Annotated in this window: 23 protein-coding genes; 19 read left to right on the top strand and 4 right to left on the bottom strand. The window is 68.2% G+C overall.

Annotated elements, in window-relative coordinates:
- Positions 1-10 precede the first annotated feature (10 nt).
- On the top strand, positions 11-1,102 hold the full coding sequence (locus tag LZ604_RS30370) for a hypothetical protein (protein WP_234519055.1): 1,092 nt from the start codon (positions 11-13) through the stop codon (positions 1,100-1,102).
- Position 1,103: 1 nt separating this feature from the next.
- Here LZ604_RS30370 and LZ604_RS30375 read toward each other — a convergent pair whose 3' ends face one another.
- Positions 1,104-3,794, bottom strand: coding sequence for a SpoIIE family protein phosphatase (locus LZ604_RS30375; RefSeq protein ID WP_234519138.1), 2,691 nt, complete (start codon positions 3,792-3,794; stop codon positions 1,104-1,106).
- Positions 3,795-4,567: 773 nt separating this feature from the next.
- Here LZ604_RS30375 and LZ604_RS30380 point away from each other — a divergent pair.
- Positions 4,568-6,256, top strand: a complete 1,689-nt coding sequence (locus LZ604_RS30380) for a SpoIIE family protein phosphatase (protein ID WP_234519058.1) — start codon at positions 4,568-4,570, stop codon at positions 6,254-6,256.
- 137 nt (positions 6,257-6,393) lie between these two features.
- Positions 6,394-6,999 carry a toll/interleukin-1 receptor domain-containing protein gene (locus tag LZ604_RS36430; protein WP_344414785.1) on the top strand — a complete coding sequence of 202 codons (606 nt, stop codon included), beginning with the start codon at positions 6,394-6,396 and terminating at the stop codon, positions 6,997-6,999.
- Between the two features lie 53 nt (positions 7,000-7,052).
- Here LZ604_RS36430 and LZ604_RS30385 read toward each other — a convergent pair whose 3' ends face one another.
- Complete coding sequence (locus LZ604_RS30385) at positions 7,053-7,505, bottom strand: very short patch repair endonuclease (protein ID WP_308283692.1); 453 nt, start codon at positions 7,503-7,505, stop codon at positions 7,053-7,055.
- Positions 7,506-7,749: 244 nt separating this feature from the next.
- Between LZ604_RS30385 and LZ604_RS30390 the strand changes: the two genes are divergently transcribed.
- Both LZ604_RS30390 and LZ604_RS30395 read left to right on the top strand, forming a co-directional pair.
- Entirely contained in the window at positions 7,750-8,967 is a 1,218-nt protein-coding gene (locus LZ604_RS30390) for a DNA cytosine methyltransferase (protein ID WP_234519062.1), read from the top strand.
- 141 nt (positions 8,968-9,108) lie between these two features.
- Complete coding sequence (locus LZ604_RS30395) at positions 9,109-9,825, top strand: hypothetical protein (protein ID WP_234519064.1); 717 nt, start codon at positions 9,109-9,111, stop codon at positions 9,823-9,825.
- A 490-nt stretch (positions 9,826-10,315) separates the two neighbouring features.
- On the opposite strand, the gene LZ604_RS30400 is transcribed toward LZ604_RS30395, so the two are convergent.
- Positions 10,316-11,290, bottom strand: a complete 975-nt coding sequence (locus LZ604_RS30400) for an HNH endonuclease (protein WP_234519065.1) — start codon at positions 11,288-11,290, stop codon at positions 10,316-10,318.
- A 1,380-nt stretch (positions 11,291-12,670) separates the two neighbouring features.
- Here LZ604_RS30400 and LZ604_RS30405 point away from each other — a divergent pair.
- Complete coding sequence (locus tag LZ604_RS30405) at positions 12,671-13,465, top strand: NUDIX domain-containing protein (RefSeq protein WP_234519066.1); 795 nt, start codon at positions 12,671-12,673, stop codon at positions 13,463-13,465.
- On the opposite strand, the gene LZ604_RS30410 is transcribed toward LZ604_RS30405, so the two are convergent.
- Positions 13,449-14,492 carry an NsdA family TPR-like regulatory protein gene (locus LZ604_RS30410; RefSeq protein WP_234519139.1) on the bottom strand — a complete coding sequence of 348 codons (1,044 nt, stop codon included), beginning with the start codon at positions 14,490-14,492 and terminating at the stop codon, positions 13,449-13,451. The two genes, LZ604_RS30405 and LZ604_RS30410, sit on opposite strands and share 17 nt — an antisense overlap.
- Positions 14,493-14,929: 437 nt before the next feature.
- Between LZ604_RS30410 and LZ604_RS30415 the strand changes: the two genes are divergently transcribed.
- The 13 genes from LZ604_RS30415 to LZ604_RS30475 all read left to right on the top strand — a co-directional run bounded on the left by LZ604_RS30415 (position 14,930) and on the right by LZ604_RS30475 (position 22,292).
- On the top strand, positions 14,930-15,286 hold the full coding sequence (locus tag LZ604_RS30415) for an SCO3933 family regulatory protein (RefSeq protein ID WP_234519067.1): 357 nt from the start codon (positions 14,930-14,932) through the stop codon (positions 15,284-15,286).
- 3 nt (positions 15,287-15,289) lie between these two features.
- Complete coding sequence (locus LZ604_RS30420; RefSeq protein WP_234519068.1) at positions 15,290-16,645, top strand: FtsK/SpoIIIE domain-containing protein; 1,356 nt, start codon at positions 15,290-15,292, stop codon at positions 16,643-16,645.
- 80 nt (positions 16,646-16,725) lie between these two features.
- Positions 16,726-16,932 (top strand): hypothetical protein, encoded by a 207-nt coding sequence (locus LZ604_RS30425; RefSeq protein WP_234519069.1) that lies wholly within the window; start codon positions 16,726-16,728, stop codon positions 16,930-16,932.
- 2 nt (positions 16,933-16,934) lie between these two features.
- A complete protein-coding gene (locus LZ604_RS30430; protein WP_234519070.1) occupies positions 16,935-17,129 on the top strand; it encodes a hypothetical protein in 195 nt (64 codons plus the stop codon).
- A gap of 79 nt (positions 17,130-17,208) precedes the next feature.
- Positions 17,209-17,862 carry a DUF2637 domain-containing protein gene (locus LZ604_RS30435; protein WP_234519071.1) on the top strand — a complete coding sequence of 218 codons (654 nt, stop codon included), beginning with the start codon at positions 17,209-17,211 and terminating at the stop codon, positions 17,860-17,862.
- An 18-nt stretch (positions 17,863-17,880) separates the two neighbouring features.
- Positions 17,881-18,072 carry a mobile element transfer protein gene (locus LZ604_RS30440; RefSeq protein WP_030610028.1) on the top strand — a complete coding sequence of 64 codons (192 nt, stop codon included), beginning with the start codon at positions 17,881-17,883 and terminating at the stop codon, positions 18,070-18,072.
- Positions 18,073-18,083: 11 nt separating this feature from the next.
- Entirely contained in the window at positions 18,084-18,239 is a 156-nt protein-coding gene (locus LZ604_RS30445; protein WP_189708730.1) for a hypothetical protein, read from the top strand.
- Between the two features lie 24 nt (positions 18,240-18,263).
- Positions 18,264-18,581 carry a SpdD-like protein gene (locus LZ604_RS30450; RefSeq protein WP_234519072.1) on the top strand — a complete coding sequence of 106 codons (318 nt, stop codon included), beginning with the start codon at positions 18,264-18,266 and terminating at the stop codon, positions 18,579-18,581.
- 91 nt (positions 18,582-18,672) lie between these two features.
- A complete protein-coding gene (locus LZ604_RS30455) occupies positions 18,673-18,855 on the top strand; it encodes a hypothetical protein (RefSeq protein WP_234519074.1) in 183 nt (60 codons plus the stop codon).
- 4 nt (positions 18,856-18,859) lie between these two features.
- Positions 18,860-19,102 (top strand): hypothetical protein, encoded by a 243-nt coding sequence (locus LZ604_RS30460; RefSeq protein WP_234519075.1) that lies wholly within the window; start codon positions 18,860-18,862, stop codon positions 19,100-19,102.
- Positions 19,099-20,583 carry a replication initiator gene (locus LZ604_RS30465; RefSeq protein WP_234519076.1) on the top strand — a complete coding sequence of 495 codons (1,485 nt, stop codon included), beginning with the start codon at positions 19,099-19,101 and terminating at the stop codon, positions 20,581-20,583. Before LZ604_RS30460 ends, LZ604_RS30465 begins: the two co-directional genes overlap by 4 nt.
- A 237-nt stretch (positions 20,584-20,820) precedes the next feature.
- Positions 20,821-21,060 (top strand): helix-turn-helix domain-containing protein, encoded by a 240-nt coding sequence (locus LZ604_RS30470; RefSeq protein WP_234519077.1) that lies wholly within the window; start codon positions 20,821-20,823, stop codon positions 21,058-21,060.
- Positions 21,060-22,292, top strand: a complete 1,233-nt coding sequence (locus tag LZ604_RS30475) for a tyrosine-type recombinase/integrase (protein ID WP_234519078.1) — start codon at positions 21,060-21,062, stop codon at positions 22,290-22,292. Before LZ604_RS30470 ends, LZ604_RS30475 begins: the two co-directional genes overlap by 1 nt.
- Positions 22,293-22,354: the final 62 nt, after the last annotated feature.

Genomic DNA, 22,354 nt, shown 5'->3' on the forward strand with positions numbered 1-22,354 from the left:
GACGCGGCTGTTGGCGAAGGAACCGTCCACGGAGGAGATACTCCAGGCCGTCGAGCTGCACGTCGCCCGGCACGGGATCACCGCGCGTCTGAGCTCGCCCGGCACAGCCGACCTCAGCCGCCAGCCGCTGCTCGACTGCCGCATCGTCCGCAGTATCGAGAAGCGGGAGGAAGGCCGAAGGAGGGTCCCCGGCCGGCCGGCCGACGTCGCCGGTCGCGAGACGTACACGGACCTGGCCACGCACCCCCTGGACCCGCCGTCCGACCCCTCGACGGCGCGGAAGGTGGAACTCGTCCTCGAGGGTTCGCTGGGGGAGGCCCCGTGCGACGGCTGTGACGGCGGCCGGACGGACTGCGAGCGGTGCGCGGGGCGCGGCCGGCTGGAGTGCGAACCCTTTGTGGAGTGCGAGGGCTGCGAGGGCGGCATCGACGCCTGCTGGGAGTGCGAGGGCTCGGGCCGGCCCCGGCCGCGCGGACGCCGGACGGACCCTCGCCCCGCGGACGTCCGGCAGCGGGTCCGCTGCGTACGCTGCCGCCGCCCTGACGCGGCCTGCCCCGCGTGTCTCGGCCGGGGCCGCACCAAGTGCGCCGACTGCAAGGGGACGGGTTCCGTCCAGTGCCCGGGCTGCAAGGGCGCGAGACGGCTGAGACATGCGGAGTGCGCGGGCACGGGCGTGTTCACCACCTGGACCGGCGCGGTCATCAGCCACACCCCGGAGGTGCGCAGGGTGGAACAGTCCGCCCCGCTCCACCTCCGCCAGCCGACGGACGGTGCGGGCCAGTGGCGCAGAACGGTTCTGACGACGGCGACGGAGAAACTCCCGGACGACCTCGATCCCCGGCACCGCGAGCTGATCCTCCCTCACCTCGCCCTGGCGGACGGCGAGGTGGGCCGCCGGGTGACCGTCCGCCGGCTTCCCCTGGCCAGGGTGACGGCGCATGCCGACCCGGACCGCGTCTACTTCGCCTTCCCGTCCCACACCGGCATCAAGGTCGTCGAACGGCCTTCCAGGCAACGGGTCGTCCGCTTCACGGCCGTCGCCTCCACGACGCTGGCGGTCGCCGTGCTCGTTCTGGTCCTGGTGCTCGTCGTACTGGGCTGAGTCACAGGGCGACGTCGTCGAACTGTTCGAGGAGAGCGTCGGCCGGCCGCTGCGCGTCGGTGGCCGCGCCTCCGTGCAGGGACAGTTCCGCCCAGATGACCTTGCCGCGGGTGGTGTACCGCGTTCCCCAGCGCTGCGCGAACTGCGCCACCAGGAACATCCCGCGCCCGCCCTCGTCGGTGGTCGCCGCCCGGCGCAGCCGCGGTGAGGTGCTGCTGCCGTCCGCCACCTCGCAGACCAGACAGCGCCCGTACAGCAGCCGCACCTTCACCGGCGGCGAACCGTACCGGATCGCGTTGGTGACCAACTCGCTGACCAGCAGCTCCGTGGTGAACGCGGTCTCCTCCAGTCCCCACTCCTGCAGCTTCTCCCGGCACCGCGCCCGCACCGAGGGCACCACCGCCGGGTCCGAGGGCACCTCCCATTCGGCCACGCACGAGGACGGGAACAGCCGGGTGCGCGCCACCAGCAGGGCGATGTCGTCGCAGGGATGGGCCGGCTTCAGCGCATCGAGCACCGCCCGGCACGCCTCCTCCGGAGTGCGCCCTCCGGCCCTGGTCAGGGCCCGGCGCAGCGCGTCCAGCCCGGCGTCGATGTCACGGTGGCGGTCCGCCACCAGGCCGTCGGTGTACAGCACCAGTTCCGACCCCTCGGGCAGGGGCACCTGTACGGTCTCGAAGGGGTAGCCTCCCAGCCCGAGCGGGGCCGAGGCCGGCACATCGGGGAAGCAGACGGCCCCGTCCGGGGACACCACCAGCGGGTCGGGGTGCCCGGCACGGGCCATCGTGCACGCCCCCGTCACCGGGTCGTAGATCGCGTAGAGACAGGTCGCCCCCGTCACCCCCTCTCCCTCGTGGCCGTCCCCGGCACCGTCCGCGCGCTCCTCGTTGTCCATGCGCACGACCAGGTCGTCCAGGTTCCCCAGCACCTCGTCCACCGGGAGGTCCAGCGTGGAGAAGTTGTGCACCGCCGTGCGCAGCCGCCCCATCGTCGCGGCCGCGTGCAGCCCATGTCCGACGACGTCCCCCATCACCAGCGCCACGCGCCCGCCCGACAACGGAATGACGTCGAACCAGTCCCCGCCCACCCCGGCCTCCGCCGGCAGATACCGCCAGGCCACCTCGAGCGCGTCCTGCTCCGGCTGCCCCCGCGGCAGCAGGCTGCGCTGGAGCGTCACCGCCATCGCGTGCTCCCGGGTGAACCTCCGGGCGTTGTCGATGGCCACCGCCGCCCGCGCGGCCAGCTCCTCCGCGAACGACAGGTCCTCCGGCTCGTACCCCGGGGATTTCTCCGTCCGGTAGAAGTTCGCCACGCCCAGCGGCACCCCCCGGGCCTGGAGCGGCACGGCCACCAGCGAATGCAGCCCGTGCTCCAGGGCCCTGCGGGCACGCTCGGGGTCCTGCGCCCGCCAGCCGCGCGCCTGCCGCAGGTCCGGCTCCACCACCCCCCGCCCCTGCTGCAACGTCTTCATCTGCGGAGTCTCCGGCGAGAGAGTGATCAGTTCGCCGACCGGATACACCGGCATCGTCACGTCCTCGCCGCTGATCGCCGCGCGCCGCAGCTGCCGCCATCCCTCGGTCGTCGGCTCCCACCCCCGCAGCACCGAGTCCAGCAGGTCCACCGTGACGAGGTCGGCGAACCGGGGCACCGCCACCTCGGTCAGTTCCTCGGCGGTACGCACCACATCCAGGGTCGTCCCGATCCGCACGCCGGCCTCGTACAGCAGCTTCAGCCGCTCCCGCGCCACCTCCGCCCGCCCTGTGATCGCCGCCAGCTCCGTGGTGTCCCGCAACGTCACCACGCTGCCGCCGCGCACCCCGTCCGGGAAGGTGGGCCGCTTGTTCACCGCCAGCAGACGGTCTCCCACCAGATGCACCTCATCGGTGACCGACTCCCGCGACGCGAGCAGACAGGCGAGGGACTCCGGCAGTCCCAGCTCCCACACGAAGCGCCTCCGTGCGTGCCTCGGCAGGTCGAGCAGCCGCTGTGCCTCGTCGTTGGCCAGCAGCAGCCGCCCGTCGGCGTCGGTGATCAGCACGCCTTCCCGCACGGAGTGCAGGACCGCGTCGTGGTGCTCGTACAACCGTGCGAGCTCCGCCGGGCCCAGGCCGTGGGTCAGCTGCCGCAGCCGCCGGGCCGCCAGCGCGTTCCCGACCGTCACCACCACCAGCGAGCCCGCGCCGACAGCCAGGATCACCGGCAGCTGCGGCATCCACAGCCGGGCCACGTTCTTGACCGTGATCCCGGCCGAGACGAGGCCCACGACCTTGCCCTGCGCGTCGGTCACCGGGACCACCGACTGCACGGCCGTTCCCTTGCCCGCGGGCAAGGGCGGTCCGCCGGCCTGTTCGATGACGGTACGACCCTGCAGTGCGGGCTGGATGTTGCCGACGAACTTCTTGCCGATCTCGGCCGGGTAGGGATACGTGTAGCGGATCCCCTCGGTGCTCAGGGCCACCACGAAGTCCACGCCCGTCTTCTTCCGCGCCTCCTCGGTCCTCGGCTGCAGCACCGCGGTCGGGTCAGGGCTGCGGAACGCCTCGGCCACGCCGGGGGCGCTCGCGAACGACTGCGCCGCGACGACGGACTCCCGCCTCCCCTGCTGCACAGCGTCCCGGGCCGCCTGCATCACCACGGCCGCCACCGCGGCCAGGACCAGCAGCAGCACGATCGCGAACTGGGCAAGGAACACCTGCCCGGCCGCACTGCGCAAGTTCAGCAGGGAGACGCGACGACCAGCGCGCGGCCGGTGGGCAGCAGACACGAAGGGCTCCGATGTCGCCGGAACTACACCTCCATGGTCCCCTCATACCAGTTCCGGGCAAAGCGGGACTAAACGTCCGGAAACAGGCAGGCCGGAATCATGCGTGCGTGGGGGCTCGGGGCCCGGTGCGCCTATTGATCCGAATCCGCCGCTGCGGTCGTGTCGGATCGGGGAACGGCTGCAGGCGGCGGAGCAGGCCCTCACTATGCCAGTGATCACGAAGCGAGACGCCGGGTCGTCTCCTCCCGAGACACGCATCGTCGCCGGCCGCAGGTCGATGGTCTTCTACGGAGGGGCGACCGGGCTGCTCCTGGGCGGCGCGATCCTGCCTGTCACCGTGATGCTGCGGCGTCGGAGGGCGGCACCCGCGGGACGGCCGTCCCGACGACGCTCGTCCTGATGACCCGCGTCCTATGACGTTCGTCCTGATGACGCTCGTCAACCGCCGAGGCTCGGCGGTTGACGAGACGGAGAAAAGCCGGAGGGTCGGACCACCTTCGTGGCCCGGCACTCCGGCGCTCGCGGCATTCACGTCGGCGACGGAGCACGCGCGCCGCGCCTCCCGGCCGCGCACCGGCCGGCGGACCGGGGGCTGTAGCGCTCGTTCTGGTCGCGGGCATCGCCTCTATCCCAGGGGGAACCCGGGAAAAGAAGGGGGTGTGGTGGCCTGAGGCATTTTCTCCACTGACGGGAGGCAGGCCATGACGGGATCGGGCAGTCCTCAGGAAACGGTCGCCAGGGCCCTCAACGCGCTTGGCGCGGGTGCTTACCTGGCGGACGAGCAGGGCTCGATCATCGCCGTCAACACGCGCGGCGAACAACTCCTGGCCCGCCCCGCCTCAGGTCTGGTCGGCCAGGACGCCCACGACCTGCTGCACCGCACCAACTCCGGGGAACCCCTGCCGAGGGCACAGTGCCGGATACGGCAGAGCACTCTCGGCGGGCGCACCGAGCAGGGTGAGGACGAGTGGCTCGAGCGCGGCGACGGCACGCTGCTGCCGGTGGTTTGGCTGGCCACTCCCTGCGACATCGGTAGCCGCCCGTCAGCCACGCTCGTCCTCTTCCACCTCGCAGGACGCCCCGGGCGCCAGGCCGAGCGGCCACCGGCCGGCGGACGGCTCTCCGAACTGGAGCGGCTCGCCCTGCTCGCCGAGACGACCACCGTGCTCACCTCCACCCTGGACATCCACGAGGCGCTGCGCCGCTTGATCAACCTCGTCGTGCCCCGCCTCGCCGACTGGGCCGTCATCGACCTGATCAGCGAGCGGAACGAGGTATCGCGCTTCGCCGCCGCCCATGCCGAGGGCGGCACCGTGGTCTTCCGGGAGGACCTCCAGGGGCCCATGCCGCCGGTGCCGCAGGAGTCCCCGATGCCCCTGTCCCGCGCCCTGCGCGGCGTCGCGTCCTCCCTCGCCGGTCCCGAGACCTATCAGGGACCGCCCGACTCCGACATTGCGGTGGAGCAGCGGCGCCTGTTCGAGGCGACCGGCATGCACTCGGCAATCGTGGTCCCACTCCGCAGCCTGCACGACGTACTGGGCGCGCTCACCCTCGGCCGTGCCGACCAGCCCGAGCGGTTCACCGGCGCCGACACCGCCCTGCTGGAGGACATCGCCCGCCGCGCCAGCTTCGCCTTGGAAAACGCCCGCCTCTACCAGCGCCAGCGCAAGGTCGCCGAGACCATGCAGCTCCATCTGCTGCCGAAGCTCCCCCTTACGCCCGGGCGCAGTATGACCGCCCGCTACCTGCCCGCGCCGGACGCCTCCCATGTCGGCGGCGACTGGTACGACGCTTTCACATTGGCGGACGGCGCCACCGCCCTCGTCGTCGGCGACGTCGTCGGCCACGACCTGGAGGCGGCGGCCGGCATGGCCCAGCTGCGCAACATGCTCCGGGCGTACGCCCTGTCCCAGCAGAAGCCGCCGAGCAGGATCGTGGAATGGCTCGACCAGGCGATCCTGGCCGTCGCCGAGGCCCCCATGGCCACGCTGGTCTTCGCCCGTATGACGGAGAACGCCGCCGGCCAGTGCGAGCTGTCCTGGACCAACGCGGGCCATCCACCTCCGCTGCTGGTCACCAACGAGGGCGTGGCCCGCTATCTCACCGACGGCCACGGGATCCTGCTGGGCGTGGCGCCCGACCAGGTCCGCCCCGACGCGACGGTGGAACTGCCGCCCGGGGCGACTCTTCTCCTCTACACCGACGGCCTGATCGAGTCCCCCGGTCACGCGCTGGACGAGGGCCTGAACCGCCTGCGCCGCCATGCCGCGTCCTTGGCCCACCGCCCCCTGGAATCCTTCACGGACCAGTTGCTGGCACGGGCGCGCCCACCCGACAACGACGACGACGTGGCCCTGCTGGCCGTGCGGCACATTCCCGGCTCGTCTTAGTGGCGGCCGGTATCGACCACTCATGGTCGGTGGGGTTGCTGCTGTGCTTCGCTGCTGTACCGCACGGTGCCTTGCCCGCCGGGGGCGAAGAGCGCCGTTGCCGGCTCGTTGCAGTCCGTCGGGCCGGTGGTGCGGGTATGGTGCGGCGGCGCGGTCCGGCGTGCTCGTCGTCGCCGCGGGGGCGGGGGGAACGGCCGTTTGCGGGCCCGGGCCGGCAGTGGGCCGAGTGGGCTGCGTGGCACCTGGGAGAAGCCGGTTACGCGGTCGAGCTCGATGTGTGGCACTGGCGTGCCGGCGACGACTTCGTGAAGAGGATGAGCACACGTCGGCAAGCGACCGCGCGTCGTCGCTCACGCCTTCCCGCACACAGGCACGTCCCGACCAACGCGGCGGAGATCGCCAAGGCGCCCCGGCTCGAAGAGGAGGACATCGAGCCGCACACACAAGTCCGCCGCCCTCAGCCACCCGGCTCCGAGGAAAAAACCGACCGAGACGGAAACCGAGACGGACAACGTCGAAGGGCCCCACCGCGAACGGTGGGGCCCTTCGACATCGTGCCCGGTGAGGCACTGGCGGAGGATACGAGATTCGAACTCGTGAGGGGTTGCCCCCAACACGCTTTCCAAGTGTGCTTGTGCCGGTCGGGCGGCCGTGTGGCGTCGTTCACCTGTGTGCATGTACGGCCGGCGCCTTGGATCTCGGCTCGCCCTGGTACTCCTCCGGACGAGGCGGTACTCGTGTGAATGAGACCAGAACTGAGACCACGACCGATGCCGGCCGACTGGAGGCACGCCAGTTACTCCGCGTAGTTTGGCCCCTGCATGGAGGCGCGACGGCTCTGAACAGCGGTACGCACCTTCTCGGCAGCGACCTCAGGGTCCTCATGCTCCCACACACGAATCACAACCCAGCCTGCCTCTTGAAGGCGTCGGTTTGTGTCCGCGTCGCGCTCTTTGTTGCGGGCCACCTTCTCAGCCCAGAACGCGCTGTTTCGTTTAGCTACTGTGTGGTGAGTCGGACAACCATGCCAGAAGCAGCCGTCCAAAAAGACGGCGACTTTGACGCGTGTGAACACCAGGTCGGCTGTCCTTCGGACGCTAGGCAGCGGTCGAACTGTCACACGGTAGCGGAGCCCCAAGCGGTGCACGGCTTGGCGCAGTGCCAGCTCAGGACGGGTATCACGCCCTCGGTTCGCTCGCATGCTGGCACGCGTCCCGCTGCTTGAGGCCCACGACTCTTGAGGTTCCACAGAAGCGACAGTAACCCGGAGAATCAGCGGACTGCCGGGTCAGTCGAGCCCGAGGCCGGGACTGCAGCTCAACGGCCATGCGAGCCCGCCTTTGGAACGGATCTAGGGCAAGTAGACGCACAACTCTGTACCCCAGTGAATCGATATCTATCGCTGCAAATCAGTGTATATCACCCCAAAGCTCAGACGGTGGTTGTCTTAACTCTGGCCTGCTCTGTCAGACCCATATGACAGGATCTCCACCGTGAGTAAAGAGGTAGATGAGAGCCAGAAGCCCCTACGAGTCGCGGGTCTCTTCGCGGGCGTAGGTGGTCTGGAGCTCGGTCTGGAGCAAGCTGGGCTAGAGACCGCTCTGCTCTGCGAAGTCTGGCCCCCGGCCCAAGCCGTTCTCACTAAGCAGTTCCCCAATACCCCTCTTGAGCCGGACGTCCAGCACCTCAAGGGCTTGCCCGGTGACGTTGACGTTGTCACCGCTGGTTTTCCCTGTCAGGACCTTTCACAGGCTGGGCGCACAGCCGGCATCGCGGGTGAGCAATCGGGGCTTGTCTCTCATGTCTTCCGTCTCCTTGGCAAGCACCACCCACGGTGGCTCGTGCTTGAGAACGTGCGAAACATGCTTTTCCTCGACAAGGGCAAGGCAATGCACCATCTGGTGCAGGAGCTGGAAGCCCTGGGATACGCGTGGGCTTACCGGCTGGTGGACTCACGCTTTACCGGTGTCCCGCAGCGTCGGCAGCGGGTTCTCTTCGTGGCTAGCCTCACCGAAGATCCACGCACCGTCCTCTTCGCTGATGACGTCGGCGAGCCGAGTGGCGACGAACTGGGCACCGATGCTTACGGCTTCTACTGGACTGAGGGGCTCACGGGTCTGGGGTGGGCCCGAGACGCAGTGCCCACGGTTAAGGGAGGCTCGGCGCTGAGCATTCCATCCCCGCCGGCCATCTGGATCCCGAGCAACCCTGCGGGGCACCGGATCGTGACGCCATCGATCACGGACGCTGAGCAATTGCAAGGCTTCGCCTCGGATTGGACCCTGACCGAGACCACGGCTGGCAAGAAGGCGGGTCGTGATCGGTGGAAGCTAGTCGGCAACGCCGTCACCGTCGGCGTTTCAAAGTGGTTGGGCGAGCGACTCTTGGAACCGGGTGAGTTCGACGAGGCAGAGTTCGACTTGCTGTCGACCGATGCTCGGTGGCCTACTGCTGCCTGGGGCAGCAAGGGCAAGAGGTGGCGCTCCTACGCCTCTATGTGGCCCGAGCGCAGGGAGTACACGCACCTCCTGGATCTAGTCGACCGAAGCGGTCTGGCTCCTCTCAGTCACCGCGCCGCTGCAGGGTTTTACTCGCGAACCCAGAGAGCGAAGCTGAAGTTCGACGAGGCGTTCCTCCTTGACGTGAAGGAGCACGTCGAGCTGACAGATCCGTCCAACGTGGCGGCAGCAACTAGCAGTTCGGGCCGATAGGATCCTCCCCGAAAGGGGGGCGACTTGGACGCCGTAGACATCCTCGTCAGGACTCTGAGCAAGCCTGTGAAGAGGAAGAACGACGAAGTTCAGTACCACCCTCGCAGCGATCGACACTCGAAGGTCGCGTGTTGGGGGATCATGTTCGACCTGCTGCAGACCAGTGGGCTCTTGAGGTCTCACGTCGAGGCGGGGAAGGTAGCCTTCGGTATAAACCATCAAATGGTCGACTTTGTCAACCATAAAGAAAAAGACCTCGACCTCGTCCTGTGCCGGCCCGGGTCTGGCGCCAGCAGCAAGCGGAAGCCGTACACGCTAGCATCGCTTGCGACTAAATGGGGCATTGAGCTCACGGAAGATCAGCAGACTCGCCTCGAAGGCCTCCCTGAACTGAAGGAGGCCCCGGTAGGTCATGTCCTTGTGGCACTTGAGGCAAAGGCTTGCATGACGGAACATGGCAAGGCTGGCCCGCGTCTCTATGACGAACTCAATTCTAGTCACCAAATCGTCCACGGAGCATCCAGCCAGGCTTTGGCCGTTGGATTCTGCATGGTGAACGCGGCGGACACATTTTACAGTCCCACCAACCAGCACAATGGACCAAAAGCCAATGTGCACAAGCAGCCTCAAGCGGCTCAAAAGGCAATCGAAGCTGTGAGTCGACTTCCGCGTCGCAGTGGCAGCAGCGATCGTGGTTACGACGGTCTCGGCATTGTGGTGATAGACCTCGTTAATGACGGCACGCCGGCGAAATTGGTTACTGGCCCTCCGGCACCATCAACGGGCAATATCTTCCACTATGACTCGATGCTTAACCGTGTGGCGCACGAGTACGACACGAACTTCCGGAGCATCTGAATTTCTTCAGTTGCCCATTCTTCCGAGGTCAGGCCTGATAGCGCACTCACGGTGATCTCTGCGCCGGCCACAGCAGCAAGATCACGATCTACAGCTGCAGTTAGGTAGCGGCGTTCGAGCGATGGCGAGCGGTGCCCGCTGCGACCGCCGTGGCAGGCTATGCCCATGCTTCGAGAACCCGTGCAACTGACTATCAACGATGACGGCTCGATCCAACTTCCCCTTGGCCTCCTGGCAGAGGCTGGCCTAGGTTGCGGCTCCGAAATCACCGCCTACTGCCTGGGGGACGGTCGAATCACTCTTCGCCGAGCCGAAGACGCGATCAACGAACTGCTGTCCACGGGAGATCTCACATAGACGATGGCGCACCAGGAAGATGGCGGTCGACCAAGTAGTCCCATCTCCGGCTAAACCGACTTGGTCCGTGATTTCGCGCTGATTCATGACTGTTGGACGAAACACTGGCATTGAGACCGGTAGGCCAGTGTCCCTATACGGTGGCCACCTCAGCGGGGGCCTGCTGGGGAAACGTGGGGGCCGGCGCCTGCACGCGGTGCATATCCCAGTGCTTGCTCAGCCACTTGAGATGATCGTCTGTCACGGGCACGGTCAACGGGGAGCCGTTCAACTTTGCGTAGTCCGGGTACGCCTTGAGAGCATCGGCCACGTGCAGGGTCTTGGTCTGGGGGCTGACGGCGATCAGCCCGAGATCGAAGAGCCGGTGCAGGTCACGGCGCAACAGCAGACCACCGCCCTTGTGGTGCTTGCCGTTGGCCGCGTAGCTGTACAGGTGCGCCGCCTCCAACGCCTGGACCGGGGCCGGCCCGGTGAACGCGCATACCTCGCCGAACACGTCCAGCAGGTGCTTACGGAAGGTGGGCTGCCCTTTACGTACGCGGATGGTCGCGGTGCCATGTCCTTCGGCGATCACCTGCTGGGTCGTGTCGATGACGCCCAGCGGCAGCGGCATGCCGCCGTGAGTGAGGGCGTGCTGGAAGTCGTCCCAGCGCAGTTCACGCAGGCTGTTCTGAGACGCGGGTTGCACGCACAGCGCGCGCAGCTCCGGCGCGGTCAGGGTGCCGCGTGAGTCAATCCAGCCGGCCTCATGCCGGCTGCGGTAGGTGGTGACCTGCTTGCGCTTCCAGCCGGCCTGGTCGGATTCGTACTTGCATTTCTGGTTCCAGCACACGAACCGGGGCAGCTTCTTCTTTCGCTCGGCCACATCGGCCCTGCCGCACTTGAGGCAGTACGGGGTTTCCTTCTCGGCCTGCCCGACCTCGATGTCCTCGACTACCGACAGACCCAGCAGCTCGGTGGCGTCCCACAATGCGATCACGTCACCGACCTTCAGCTTGGCGTGGTTGTTCACCGTGTTGTCCCAGCTGTAGTGGGTGGCGGGGTTGTCGTCGTAGCCCTCGCTTACCCGCTTGCTTCCAGCCTTCGCCAGTACCAGCCACGCCGTCATTAAGCCCTCCCCAAACACATGGAACCAAGATGTTCCCACGCGGGGCATGTGCTGGTGCGGCGACCTTGTTTGACACCTGGGTTCGGTGCAGCCATAATGCAGCTACGCCTACTTCAGTGATCTTGTTCCTGTGTAGGTCGAGGTGGAGTGCTGGGCATTGCGTAGCCCTACTGTACTTTTTGGCCACATTCGACTACACCCCGTTCCATCAAAGGGTGTAGTCCGTGTTTTTCGAGATCGTGGCCCTTCTGGGCGTTCTGCTCCTCCCCATGGTGCGTCTAGTGATCGGTATCGTCGCGCTTCGTCGGTGCGACAGCTGTGACGTGCCGGAGGTCGTGAAGGCTCTCGCCTTCGGCAAGAGGGGCAAGTAGCGGCAAGGTCTGAAGCCCTGTCCTCGATGGTTCAGGGCTTCAATTCTTCCCGCGTAAGACGCACCGCAGCCTCTTCCCACCACTCACCCCAGCTCCCATCCCGTCCGCCGTCGACCCACACACCGTGGAGCGGGCGTGGTCCCTGGCGTCCAGGTGGAGCGCGCCACTGTACGAACGACCTGGACGCCAGGGGCCGCGTCTGCTCGGCTCTGCCTGGGTCGATGGTGTGCGGGATGGGAGCCCCCAGCATCCGCCACGACGGACCCGCGGTCGGCGATGGCGCCCCTCCATCCCGGTGCCGGCCGATCCCCCGCCGGAGGCTCTGTTCTGACCGCAGCCGCAGACGGGTTCTCCCTCTCTCATGGCCGCTCCTGCCGTCCGGCCGGTGGCCTGGTGCGGGATCAGCGGGCCGTACGAACGCCTGCGCGTCTGGCAGCGTCGGCCCGCATGCCGCCGCCACCACGATCCGGCCTCTTGCGGTAATACAAAGCGTCTTTGACCTGCACTTTTGGGGATCACCGTTCGCCCCCGTGCCCGTGTTGGAATGTGGCCGCTGCGTGCGGCGACGGACGGGCGGCGACGTGCGGCCGGTGGCGAAGACAAGTGAGGCGGCGCGGCGGCGACCGGCCGGCGCCGCCGCGCTTGGCGCGGCCCCTCGGGACTTGATCCGATCTACTGGTGTAGGCAACCGGGTGGAAAGGGATGCGCGGTGGCCCCAGTAGCGGGGCGTTGGGTCGAGCTGCTGTTGCGTCTTCCCCTTCCTGAGGCCGGATCGTGGTGGCGGTGGTGTGGGGGCCGGGAGCGGCCGTTGATGCGCTTGGGCGGAGGGTGCGGCGGTCGGGTTGGCGATGATCCAAGAGCGCCGTTGGCCGCCGGACCAGCGAGCGAAGCGAGCCTTGATGATGTAGGGAAACTCCCACCGCACAACTGATCGTCTCTGTCGGCGGTCAGGCTCGACGGCTACGCTGTTGTGTCGGCCGACATAACACGACGGGAGCGTGCTCAGCGGATGGGACCGAAGTCGGAGCGGGTGTACCGCACGATTCGTGAGTGGATCTCGGCGGGCAAGTACCTGCCGGGTGCAAAGCTCCCTTCCGAGCGAACCCTCTCTGAGGAGCTGGAGATCGGCCGTACGGCGTTGCGGCAGGTGCTGGCGAGGCTCGTTGCCGAACGCGTCATCGAGGTGCACGGCCGAAGCTCCTATCGCGTGCCGGATCGCTCGGTTAGCACTGAGGCGCCCAGGGACCTGGAGCCATGGCAAATCCACGGTGAGCGGACGTTGTATGACAACCGGTGGGTGAAGCTAAGCCTCGTCGACGTAGAGCCCCCGGGCGTCGAGCGGTTCGAACATCACGTAGTCCGGCTGCATCACGTGGCGATCGCCGCTGTCCTGGACGACCAAGACCGTGTGCTCATGCTCTGGCGCTATCGCTTCGTCCCCGAGTCGTTTGGCTGGGAGCTTCCGGGCGGCATCGTGGATGACGGAGAAGACTCCGCCGCGGCTGCCCTCCGTGAGGTTGAGGAAGAGACGGGCTGGCGGCCGGATGCGCTGGAGCACATCGTGACCTATCAGCCCATGGTGGGCATGGTCGACTCGCCGCACGAGATCTTCGTAGGCCGTGGAGCCAGGCGTGTCGGTGACCCAACCGACGTCGAGGAGTCCGGTCACGTTGCATGGGTGCCGCTCGCCGACATCCCCGGACTCATGGAACGGGGCGAGTTGCTGGGCTCAGGAACGCTCGTTGCGCTTCTCCACGTTCTCGCCTCGCGTGCCGCGGGGTCGTCGCCTACAGCCGCTGCGTGAGCTGTTCGATACGCCGACGGTGACGCACTGATCCGGTCCGGCTGGCCAGCAGTCGGGCCTCTCGCAGATGTTCATGGGCCTGGTCGTACTCGCCGCGCGCGAGATGGGCCTGGGCTAGATCACATCGCAATCCGGCTGTTGCCCGGACGAATGTCGGGTCTGCGGAGTCCAGTGCGACGTACAAGTTCTCCACCGCGTCGGCGTCCCCGAGCTGTGCAAGCACGTTCCCGCGCCACCGGGCCAAATGGCCTTCGTTCAGGAAGATGCTCAGCATGTCGGGGTCCCGAGCCTCTTGGCCCTGTGGCAGCAGCCGCGCCGCGTTTTCCAGCGCCCGCCGGCAGTCGTCGGGCATCCCAGCCTTGGCACAGATCTCAGCCTCGGCCGCATACAACCACGCTTGGAGCCGTGGCGACGTCATCTTGCCCCCGACGCGCTGAGCGTCGCGAACAAGCTGGACCGCGATCGCAGGGCGGCCAGCATCACACAGCACGTAAGCCTGTTCAGCCGTAGCGTGCGCGAGGTACATCGGCTCGCCGGCCTCGTTGGCTGCCCGCTTGCCCAGCTCGTAGTGACGCCAAGCGCGTTCCACCGCTCCTACGTCGAGGGCCTGCCAGGCTGCCAGCGTCGCCGCGCCCGCTAACGCGCGAGCAACAGGGCGGCGGGTCTCCGGAAGCACGGCAAAGGTCAGCGCGTCTTCCAACGTCGACAGGTGACCGGTCATCTGATCGACGAGGCTTGCGGCGCCCATCTGCCGATCGACGGTCCGCAACAGCTCCGTCTGATCCATGAAGGTCTTGACCATGGTCAGGCTGACGCTCCGCGCCGCATCGATCCGGGTCACAAGCTCGTCGTATCCGTCGGCCTGGATCGGTTCGGCAGGGGCTGTGTGCCTGTCGAAAAGCTCGTCATCTGTGGCGCCCAGGAGGGCCCGAAGGATCTTCGCGTACCGGTCGCTGATCTGCCTCTTGCCGTTCTCCCACTCCGAGACGTAGACCCGCAGGCTCGCCGTGGACGCGACCGTGAGCATGTGCTTTCGGGCGTACTGCTCTATCTCGCGAACCAACCGTTCTTGCGACCATTCGCGTGCAGTCCGCACCGCCCGGAGTCCGCCAGCCACGTGCACCGCCCTGCGTGTGATTCCTGATCCCTAACAGCAGCATGCATCACATTGACGCAGGTCGGGAGGGGTTAACCCCGACCTTAACTGTGCTGCCGTGAACCTCTGTTGGCTACCGATGTGTTGAGCTGCGGAGTTCCCTAGAAGTGTCGCAAGAAGGCGAGTTGAAGAAGCCGGACAGCGGCGTCGCTTGACATCTGGTGCGCACCAGATGCAACCTGTTGGTGCGCACCAGTTGGAAGCCCAACTACCCAAGCGCCTGAGCGCTTTGGCTCAACGTCAGCACAGGAGCGGCGACCCACCGCCAAGCAAGTACGCCGCTCCCGCCCCTCGAAGGGAACTCCATCATGCGTCAGATCCCCGTCGACACGAACGGCGCGACCCTCATGGTCGCTCAGCCTCCGCAGACGAAGATGCGCGATAAGCGCAACGGTGTGATCGCCACTGACCGGGACACTGGTCACACGCTCGTGACCGTGGACGTGCTGTTCGTGATGAACGGCAACGCGGAGGTCATCACGGTCACCGTGGCCGAGCCGGACATCTCCGGTGAGCTGGCCATGGGCAGCTCGATCGCGGTGACCGGTCTGGTCGCCGTGCCGTGGGAGAACGAGTTCAACGGCCAGAAGCGGCACGGGATCAGCTTCCGCGCCGTCGCGGTCACCTCGCTGGCTGCCGGTGCCTCGAAGCCGAAGGCGGCTTGAGCCATGACCTGGCTGGCCATCGCCCTGGTGCTGGTTGTCGTCACCGCAGGTCTCCTGCGGTGGCGGCGCCCCACCTGGTACTGGATGACCTTCGGGGCCACCCTCGCGGCACTGCGGGTCCTGGTCCGCTACGGCTCCGTGATGGACGCCTGCGGCCTGACGGTCCCGCCGTCGCGCTGGCGTCTGGCCCTGGCACGGGCCACGAACCGGCCTGTCCCTGGCCCGCGGGCTCCTCGCATCCTGCGGATACGGCCGACCCGTACGGGCCTGGTTCTGCGGCTCAAGCTCCGCCCTGGTCAGGATGCCTTCGATGTCGCCGCCTCGTGTGACCGGTTACGGCACTCCTTCGCGATGTACGGCGTCACCTCGCGTGAGCTGCGCTCGGGTGTGGTGGAGGTGCGGATGACCGGCTACGACGTGCTCAAGCGGGTGCAGATGCCCGCCAAGACCGACACCCGCTCCATGCACGTCCCGGTTGCCCTGCGTGAGGATGGCTCGGTCCACTACCGGGACTACCGGGCCGTGCCCCACGCGCTCACGGTCGGCGCCACCGAGTCTGGCAAGTCCGTCTATCAGCGCACCCTCGTCGCCGCGCTCGCCCCGCAGCACGTGGCCCTGGTCGGGATCGACTGCAAGCAGGGAGTCGAACTCTTCCCGCTGGCCCGTCGGTTCTCCGGGCTGGCCGACAACCCGGATACCGCGGCCGAACTCCTGGAAGCGCTCGTTGCGCACATGCAGGACGTGTATCAGCTCATCCGTGCCGAGCAGCGGATCACCGCTGACGTCCCGGATGCCGAGATCGCCGCCGACATCTGGAGCCTGCCCGAACATCTGCGGCCGGTGCCGATCGTGGTTCTGGTCGATGAGGTCGCTGAGCTGGCCCTGTTCGCTACGAAGGAGGAGGAGAAGCGCCGGGACCGGATCATCACCGCATTGACCCGGCTGGCTCAGCTCGGCCGTGCTGCCGGCATCTACCTGGAGATCTGCGGGCAGCGCTTCGGCTCCGAACTCGGCAAGGGCATCACCATGCTCCGCGCCCAGCTCACCGGCCGGACCGCCCACCGCGTCAACGACGAAACCTCGGCGAACATGGCCTTCGGCGACATCGCCCCGGATGCCGTACTCACCGCCGTTCAGATCCCCACCGATATGCCCGGCGTAGCCATCGCCGCAGACTCCACCGGCGGCTGGAGCCGCATCCGCGCCCCGCACACCTCGCTCCGTCAGGCCGTGAACACCTGCAACCGGCACGCCGACCTGACCCCGGACTTGCCCGCTCTGGCCCCGTTCCGGCCCGCCCTCGACGGCCCCGCGCCGGTTGACGCCCCGGCCGTCGAGTCCATCCCGGCCACTGCCTGATCATTCCGGCTCCACGGTCGGCGCGACCGCTTCGCGCCAGGTCCTACCCGAGCCATGCCCGAAGGAGGAGATCACCCGCCATGTGCCCTAACTGCGAAGACTTCGCCCGCACCGTGGTGATGCTCGGCCAACTCGCCCTCTACGCCGACACCACCGGCGCCGACCAGGACTTCATCGACGCTGTAGGTCCCTGCTTGGCGGCCTCGCTGCCGGAGCCCCCGCCCGGGATCTTCCCGCCCGGCTACGACCCCAACGACGGCCCCCAATACCCCGGCCAGGGGGCGTGACCGTGGCCACCGCGAAACGGCCCGCCGCCCGTCGCAAGACTGCCAAACCTGCGCCCGCCAAGTGCCCGGACTGCGACGGCAACGGCGAGATCACCGAAGCCGTCCGGGTCGGCGCCCGCAAGAGCCGGATCACTGACGACCACCAGACCGGCCTGTGCCTGACCTGCTGGGGCACCGGCGAAGCCCTCACCGACTGAACACCCGCCAGGGATGGGGCGGCCGGACGCCGATCCTCGCCCCACCCCGGCCCCAACCCCGCTGGAAGGAGGACCCGCGATGCGCCCCGCACTGCGCCCGGATGCCGTGCTTGTACAGGCCGTGATCGCCGGAGCCCTGTCCTTCGCTCACCTCCATGACCTCGCCTCCGCAGCCGGACAGTCCGGCTGGAAAGCCTGGGCCTACCCCATCTCGGTTGACCTGCTCCTGGTCGCTGCCTGGCGACGACTCCGCGCCGACGGGCCGTCCCGGCTGGCCTGGTGCTGGTTCCTAGTCGCCCTGGTCGCCTCGCTCGGTGCCAACGTCGCCACCGCCGGATTCCTTGACCTTGCCCATCCGCCCGCGCTGCTCCGCCTCGGCGTCGCCGGATGGCCCGCCCTTGCCTTCCTCGGTGGCACCCTCCTCGCCCACTCGCCGACACCGGCCCGGGACCGGGTGCCGGTTCCGCCGCAACCCGCAGCCCCCGAACCCGACAGGGAGCCGAACCCCGAACCTGCTCCCGCCCCGGCCGCCAACGGCGCTCCGGCCCTGCCCGCCGCCGACCCGGACCAGGTTCCGACGGTGCCGGTCCCGGCCGCGCTGGTCGCCCACGCGCGCAAGGTCGCCGCCGACCATCAGGCCCGTACCGGCTCCCCGATCGATACCGACACCCTGCGCGCCCGCCTCGGCGTCCCGCCCCACCTCGCCGACGCGATCGCCGTTCAACTCACCTGACAGACAAGGAGTTCAGCCATGCCCATGCGCGACTTCTTCCACTCCGTGATGCAGATCGGCCCGGTCCAGATCGGTACCCACCGCGACCGCCACGGCCAGACCAAGCACGCCGCCGTGTGTACCTCCGACGACTGCGGTTGGTCCGCCGACTACTCCAGCCAGTCCGCCGCCCAGCTCGCCGCCCGCACCCACCGCTGCCGCGTCCGCTAGGAGACCCGGTCATGCAGGTCCCGCTCTGGTTCGCGCTGCTCGTCGTCGGCTACCTCGGCGTCAAGCTCATCCGCCCGCCGGCCTGGCTCGTCGCGGTGCTCCTGCTCGGCGGGTTCCTCCTCGCCGACAGCGTTCTCGCCCCGGCCATCAACGGCCTGATCAAGTAACCCCGCTCGGAAGGGAGTCCCATCATGCTCCGCCCGAAGATCCCGACCATGCCCACCCCGACCGGGCACGTCACCCCGCCCACGGTCATCGAGCCGTCCGCCGTCGTCCCCGGCGTCCAGACCCCGCCGGTCGCCCCGACCATTCCGGCGTCGTCCCGGCCGGTGGTGCAGCTCACCCCCGGCACCGTGCTCGCCCTCGTCGGCGGTGGCACCGCCGTCGTCCTGGTCGTCGGCGCCGTCCTCGTCTCCATGCTCCTGGCGGTCGCCATCACCGGCGTCTCGGTCGCCGTGGTCGCCGTCGTCCTGCGCTCGCTGCTCGCCTCCGAGACCAAGCGGCGCTGACCGGCCCCCGGAGCGGCCTCGGTCGCCAAACTTCCGCCGCTCCGGGCGCCTTCCCCTTCCCGATCCACGGACCAGAAAGGCACCGCCCATCATGCCTCAGAGCAACCCGAGCATGCCGATCTGCTGCGACTGCGACGGCTTCGCCTCCGTCGCCATCGACACCGGCACCCGCCACGCCGATGGCACCCGCGTCACCCTCCGCGTCGACTGCCCCACCTGCAAGGGCACCGGCCACACCCGCCCCGCCGCCTCGCTCGCACGGACCGGGAGGTGACGACATGAGGACCCTCACCACCTCGGCGCATCTGGAACCCGACACCACCATGCGCGTGAACGTGTTCGCCCCCACGCCCGACGATGACGGCTTCGTCAGCCTCCGTATCGGCGGCGACTTCATTGACGTGGCGCTGATTGCTCCACCGGGATCCGCTGACGCCCTGCGCGCCCTGGCCCGCGCCGCTGAGGAAGCCGCCATGGCCCTGGACCACATCACCGAAACCACCTCGGAGGGAGCCGCGTGAGCGACACCGCGACCTTCGCGGGCCTGGACCCGGACACCCTGGGGGACCTCCTCCAGGTGGCCGGGGCCCCGGGCTTCGACCGCTGGCAAGACCAGGTCAAGCGCACCGGCGGCTGTGCCGACCCCATCCACCTGCGCGGCTGGATCGTCCACAAGGACAAGACCACCGGCGAGACCCTGCACCACTACAGCACTGATAACGAACCCGGCGGACGGCTCCGCGTCGCCTGCGGCAACCGCCGCGCCTCCCGCTGCCCCGCCTGCGCCTGGACCTACGCCGGCGACACCTTCCACCTGATCCGCGCCGGGCTCGCTGGTAACCCGGACAAGGACATCCCCGCCACCGTCCGGGAGCACCCGCGGGTGTTCGCCACCTTCACCGCCCCCTCGTTCGGCCCCGTCCACAACCGGCCCGACCGTGGCGTCTGCCGCTGCGGGGCACGGCACGCCCCGGAAGACTCGGCTCTCGGTACGCCACTCGATCCGGCCTCCTACGACTACGCGGCTGCCGTGCTCTTCAATAACCACGCCGGGGAACTGTGGGTGCGCTTCGTCAACCGGCTCCGCCGTGAGATCGCCAAGCGGGCCGGGCTGACGCAGCGCGAACTCGCCGAGGTCTGCCGCGTCTCCTACGGCAAGGTCGCTGAGTTCCAGAAGCGTGGCGCCGTCCACTTCCATGCCGTGATCCGCCTCGACGGACCGGACGGATCCGACTCGCCGCCGCCGTCCTGGGCCAGTACCGACCTGCTCACCGACGCGATCCGGGCTGCTGCCGAGCACCCGTACACCACGATCACGGTGCCCCCCAACGAAGAGGCTGGATATGTCAACGGCTGGCGTCTGCGCTGGGGCCGACAGCTCGATGTCCGACCCGTGAAGGCGTTCGGCGACGGCTCCGAGATCACGGAACAAGCCGTGGCCTCCTACGTCGCCAAGTACGCCACCAAAGCCGCGGAGAACACCGGCACCCCTGACACGGCCGTCTACTGCCGCTCGTGCCGGGGAACGGGCCGATCCCGCCTGTACGACCGCGCTGGTTCACCCCTCAGCCGCTGTGTCACCTGCCACGGCACCGGCCTAGGCGAAGACCTCGCCCGGCTGGACGTCCCCGATCACGCCCGCCGCCTCATGGCTGCCTGCGTCGAGCTGCAGCCGCTCTACCCCGACCGTCACCTTGCTCGCTGGGCCCACATGCTCGGCTTCCGCGGCCACTTCAGCTCCAAGTCGCGCCGCTACTCCACCACCCTCGGTGCCCTCCGCCAGGCACGCGCCGACTACCGCGCCGCCCAGGAACGTGGCGCCCTCGGCCTGGACGACGTCGAGCCGGACACCGTCCTCGTGCTCGCTGACTGGCAGTACGCCGGACACGGTCACACGCCCGGTGAGTCGGTCCTTGCCGCCTCGATCGCCCGTGATCTCCAGCTCAACCGCCAAACCGCCCGTGAAGAACTGGCCGCCTCAGGAGGAGCCGACCATGCGTGAACGCTTGCGGCGGGTGCCGGGATCGGACTGCCAAGTGTGCCGCGAACTTCCTTGCACCGATTGTGCCGCTTGCTGGACTGCCTTCATGGCCAACGAGTGGACCGCCTGTCTGGAGTGCGGCGGCTCCGGGCGTCACTCCACTGAGTCCCGCTTCCCGTGCCCCGTCTGCGGCGGCTCAACGCTCGTGCCGGCCCGCCCCATTTTGATCTTGCTCGGCCTGGATTCTAAGGGGGAGAAATGACCACAGTCGCAGCCACACTCGACCCGACGACCGCTGATCCGACGCTTCTTCTCCTCACGGTCGAAGAAGCTGCCCGCCGACTGGGCATCGGCCGCACAACGTGCTTCGCTCTTATCGCCTCGGGTGAACTGGAGTCAGTCAAGGTCGGCAGCCTGCGGCGCATCCCCGTAGACGCCCTCGTCGCGTACGTCGGCCGTCTCCGTGGCGCCTCCGCCTCTTCCATGGGTGATGCGTGATGGTGAAGCGGACCCGGGAGCCGAACGGCGCGGCCTCGATCTACAAGGGCGCCGATGGCCGATGGCACGGCCGTGTGACCGTAGGTATCCGTCCAGACGGCAAACCCGACCGGCGGCACGTCGGCCGTAAGACCAAGGCGGAAGTCGTCAAAGCCGTTAGGGACATCGAGCGCAAGCGCGACTCTGGGAACCTCAGCAAGCCGGGTGAGAAGTGGACGCTTGGCAGCTGGCTGGAGCACTGGGTGTACGAGATCGCGAAGAAGTACGTCTCCGAGAACACGTACGCCGGGTACGAGGTGGACGTACGGGTACACCTGGTTCCGGGCATCGGCGCTCACCGCCTCGACCGCCTGGAGCCGGAACATCTGGAAGCCTTCTACGCCAAGATGCAGCGCGAGGGCAGCAAAGCCGGGACGGCACATCACGTGCACCGCACTGTGCGGGTGGCGCTCGCCGAGGCCAGGCGGCGCGGGCACGTCTCTCGCAACGTCGCCGAGATCGCCCGGGCTCCCCGGCTCGAAGAGGAGGAAGTGGAGCCGTACACCATCGAGGAGGTACAGAGCCTGCTCCTGGAAGCGTCCAAGCTCCGCAACAGCGCACGCTGGGTCGTGGCCCTCGCGCTCGGCCTCCGACAGGGAGAAGCCCTCGCGCTCCAGTGGGATGACGTGGACCTGGACGCCGGGTACCTCCGCATTCGGCGGAACCGGCTCCGGCCGAGGTACCAGCATGGCTGCGGAGACGAGCCGTGCGGCAGGAAGCCCGGGTACTGCCCCAAGCGCGAGCAGATCCGGCGCGAGCACAAGAACACCAAGTCACGTTCCGGCCGCCGGACGGTTGGCCTGCCTGACCCACTGATCAAGCTGCTCCGCAAGCACAAGGAAGAGCAGGACCGGGAGCGCACGGAGGCCGGAGCCGACTGGGAAGACAAGGGCTACGTCTTCACGTCGCCGACTGGTGGTCCGCTGAGCCCGAACACCGACTACCACGTGTGGAAACGGCTCCTCCGGGACGCGGGCGTGCGGGACGGGCGCCTCCATGACGCCCGCCACACGGCGGCCACGGTCCTCCTCGTGCTCGGTGTCCCGGACGTCATCGTGGACGCGATCATGGGCTGGGAGCCGGGTGGCGCCGCGCGGATGCGGGCTCGCTACATGCATGTGACCGGGCTCATGCTCCGGAAGGTCGCGGATCAGGTCGGCGAGAAGCTGTGGGGCTCCTTCGGAGGCGAATGAGACCAAAACTGAGACCACGCACGTCGAAGGGCCCCACCGCGAACGGTGGGGCCCTTCGACAT

The organism is Streptomyces glomeratus, assembly GCF_021462825.1.
Classification (GTDB): domain Bacteria; phylum Actinomycetota; class Actinomycetes; order Streptomycetales; family Streptomycetaceae; genus Streptomyces; species Streptomyces glomeratus.